Raw genomic sequence first — 3,695 nt, forward strand, 5'->3', positions numbered from 1 at the left:
CAGCACACAATGGTCTCGTCTCTCATCCCTGCTCTTGTGCAGAGGCTCTCCACTCCGGTCAATCACTATTGCGGTAAGTTGTTTCCTGCCACCGCCTAAACTTAAAGAGACAATCGTATTGACGAACTGTAATCGTCCCACTGAACTCTGCGCGACTCGCTCCAGAAGTTGGCCTAAGAGAAAATCCTCCTCCATTCTCCCTTGGTTGCGTGGGCACCGTTTGCCTCGAACGTGTATCACGACTTTCTTTGGTACCCGATCGTTGGACAGCAGCGGATTCGCGAGTTTCGTCGGACAGCATGGGGCGAGTTGTGGGAAAGTTATGGCCGCCCACAACCACCGGCACGGTCCATGCCTCAGGTGATAACTGAGCACGGGTGATGCCATAATAGTCATCACGTCTGATTCTCTTGTAACTGCTGAGTACAGATGACAAAATGACATGAACTCCACGACAGGGAGACTGAAATGAAACGGATTCGTATTGTCGCCATTGTTGTCATGTTCCTGGCTTTTGGTCAGGGACTCGTTGCCTTTCCTGCGCATGCTGGCCGAGACCTGCCTACGGCCGTAGGGGGCGGAATCTCGAGCATTATCGCAACGGTTATTGCGTTGCCCGTGAAAGTGGCGACGTGTACAGCGATGAGCGTCGTTGGTGGAATCGGCTACGGCGCAACTCTTGGAGAGAGTGAATTTGTTCAAGAAGAATTCGTGTCTGGAATTCCTGACGCATGCCGACCGGTGTTAAAAACAACGCCAACGGAGATCGATCCGAAGCTCCGTGGCCCACAGCCACGCGATATGGCGTGGTGACCGACAACAGTGTTGAGGACTGAGAGTCGAGTATAGCAGGGCTTCGCTCTCAGTCCTGAGTTCTCATTGTGCAGCTCTTGCAGGTGACTCCGGTAGGTGGAAAATCCGTAGCGCATTCTCCCGTAATAATTTCTGCTTGGATGCTGATCTCAGATCGAGTTCATGAACATCTTTCATCGCCCGTTCCGGGTCAATGACCGGCCAATCCGTGCCGAATAACACTTTGTCCTGTCCCCAGGTATTGATGAAGTGTACCAGTGGTGACTGCCAGTGACGTGGCGCATACGCGTCGGTGCCGATGTACACATTGGGGTGTTTCCACGCGACCGAGATCATCTCTTCGGTCCAGGGATAGCCAACGTGAATGCCGATGAGCGTGAGTTCAGGAAAGTCGATGGCGACACGATCAAGCGTGATCGGGCGTCCAACGCTCGGCAAGACGCGATCTTTATGGTACCGCAGGCAATGGCCAACCTGCATCATGATGGGAATCTCAAGCTCACAGCATTTGGCGTAGAGAGGATAATATCGTGCATGGTCCGGAGCCATCTCAAACCAATGCGGATAGAGATGAGCACCGACAAAACCATACTCACGCACTGCGTTGGTGAGTTCGCGTAACCCTTGCATGCCACGCGTTGGGTCGACGCCAGCGAGGCCAGAGAAACGGTCTGGATATTGCTGACACACGTCGGCGACGCGTTCGTAGGGAATCTCGAACGAATGTCGCACGCGCAAATCTCCAGCGCGTACGGCGATGAGGAGAGAGCGTTGAATCCCGGCCCGGTCCATCTTTTCGAGATACGCCTCGATCGGGACGCCATTGCGCAGTTCCTCAGGGAAACGCACCTGATCGAGGAAATGTTCATCGACGCCCGTGCGCCGTAAGCGGACTTCTTCTTCAGTGAATAGGTTGCAGACGATGTCGATTACGCCGTCGGTAGCCATCTCTCATTCTCCTTTGGAGTTACACCACCTCGAATAAACCGGCGACACCCATGCCGCCTCCGACACACATGGTTGTGACGACATACTTCACACCACGCCGTTTTCCTTCGGTAAGGGCGTGAGCGACCATTCGAGCTCCACTCATTCCATATGGATGACCAATCGAGATGGCGCCGCCGTCGACGTTGAATCGCTCCATTGGCAGTCCGAGCCGATCGCGACAATACACCGTCTGTACCGCAAACGCCTCGTTGAGCTCCCACAGCCCGATGTCATCTATCTTGAGCCCATGTCTTTGCAACAGTTTTGGTACAGCAAAGACCGGCCCAATACCCATTTCGTCAGGTTCACAACCTGTGGCGATCAACCCACGATATATCCCCATCGGCTGCAGCCCCTTTTGCGACGCCGCGCGTGCTTCCATCAGCACACATGCTGCTGCTCCGTCTGACAACTGGCTTGAATTCCCTGCCGTAATACTTCCGTTGGTCACGGAGGGAAGGGCAGAAAGTTTCTCAAGCGTGGTATCTGAGCGGTTGCCTTCATCTTGAGACAAGGTGACTTCTTTCACCGACGTTTGACCACTCGCTTTATCGGTGACTTCCATGTTAGTCGTGAATGGCACGATCTCGTCTTTGAACTTATTCGCTGCTTGTGCTGCTGCCGTACGCTGTTGGCTGATCAGCGCATATTCATCTTGTGACTCGCGCGAGACTTTATATCGTTGTGCGACAATCTCGGCAGTGGAGAGCATTGGGTAGTAGATCGATTTGAGGTTCGCATGCATCCAGTCTTCAACGAAATTGTTGGTGTTCAGCACTCCTTGCACGAGGCTGATAGATTCCACACCACCTGCGACCATGACATCCGCGCCGTCCGCAATAATGCGTTGCGCTGCGAAGCTGATAGCCTGCAGGCCAGATGAACAGTAGCGATTGACCGTAACACCTGCTGCAGTTTTGGGCAGTCCCGCGCGAAGCGCGGCCACACGCGCGATATTGTGCCCTGTGGCGCCCTCAGGCAAGCCACAGCCAAGGACGACATCTTCAATCTCAGCCGGGTCAACCTTCGCTCGCTCCACCGCATGTTTAATGACATGAGCGGCGAGCGTTGCGCCATGGGTTTTGTTGAGGCTACCGCGGAACGCTTTACCAATGCCGGTACGAGCAGCGGAAACAATGACAGCTTCTCTCATAGGAATGCTCCCTCCTGAAGGAATATGCGCCAATCGCATGAGCCCGAATAATGACACAACTACGGCGCTCCTGCGAGTGCTGGACTTGCTGCGAAGTCTGGTTCTCTGGTAGAATGCAGCCCTCACACGGCGGCGTAGCTCAGTAGGCTAGAGCGAGGGTCTCATAATCCAAACTGTTTGTGATGCGCCGTATAACTCCATAACACTCGATAGCACAAAAGGCCCGGATTTCCTGGGCCTTTTCGTTTCTTTCGTCTCCTCTGTAGTTCTCCGTATTCTTCGGTCTCACACGCCTATGGTGACCCGAATGGTTACCCGAACGGTGACCATTTTGACTCCCCGACAGAGTGAGCTTACCGCTTTCAGTAAATTTCATTGCGGTGGCCGATCGTGGTCAACGGTGAATTCCGCTTCTAAGGGTTGCTCCTTACGGAAACGGCTCACCCCAAGAATGGTGAATCCCAGCACGTTTCCGTGCTCGTCTACGCGCGCCATCACGGCATCATGCGCGGTCTCTCGCATATACCCTGGGGCATCCCGAAACTGCACTTCGAGAAAATCGCCTTCGGGATCGAACCAGACTTTTACTTTTTCGGCCATATCACTTCTCTTAGAGAGTGTTTTGAAAAAGGGATTGGTAAGCTTGAGGGATGAATACACTGCCGCGAGTTTATCCAACGGACCTGACCATGACCGAATGGACACAATTGAAGAGCTTCTTTCCCCCGGCCTCTCGCCG

Annotated in this window: 4 protein-coding genes; 1 reads left to right on the forward strand and 3 read right to left on the reverse strand. The window is 53.9% G+C overall.

The window, feature by feature from the left end; all coding sequences use genetic code 11:
• Window positions 1-468: 468 nt before the first annotated feature.
• Window positions 469-813, forward strand: coding sequence for a hypothetical protein (locus tag FJ147_27830; GenBank protein MBM4259693.1), 345 nt, complete (start codon window positions 469-471; stop codon window positions 811-813).
• Between the two features lie 63 nt (window positions 814-876).
• Here the strand turns inward: FJ147_27830 and FJ147_27835 are convergent, their stop codons facing one another.
• From FJ147_27835 to FJ147_27845, 3 genes are all read right to left on the reverse strand, one after another.
• A complete protein-coding gene (locus FJ147_27835; protein MBM4259694.1) occupies window positions 877-1,761 on the reverse strand; it encodes an amidohydrolase in 885 nt (294 codons plus the stop codon).
• 19 nt (window positions 1,762-1,780) lie between these two features.
• Window positions 1,781-2,956, reverse strand: coding sequence for an acetyl-CoA C-acyltransferase (locus tag FJ147_27840; protein MBM4259695.1), 1,176 nt, complete (start codon window positions 2,954-2,956; stop codon window positions 1,781-1,783).
• A gap of 372 nt (window positions 2,957-3,328) precedes the next feature.
• Window positions 3,329-3,556 (reverse strand): DUF2283 domain-containing protein, encoded by a 228-nt coding sequence (locus FJ147_27845; GenBank protein ID MBM4259696.1) that lies wholly within the window; start codon window positions 3,554-3,556, stop codon window positions 3,329-3,331.
• Window positions 3,557-3,695 lie beyond the last annotated feature (139 nt).

The organism is Deltaproteobacteria bacterium (assembly GCA_016874775.1).
In the GTDB taxonomy this organism is placed as follows: domain Bacteria; phylum Desulfobacterota; class Binatia; order Bin18; family Bin18; genus VGTJ01.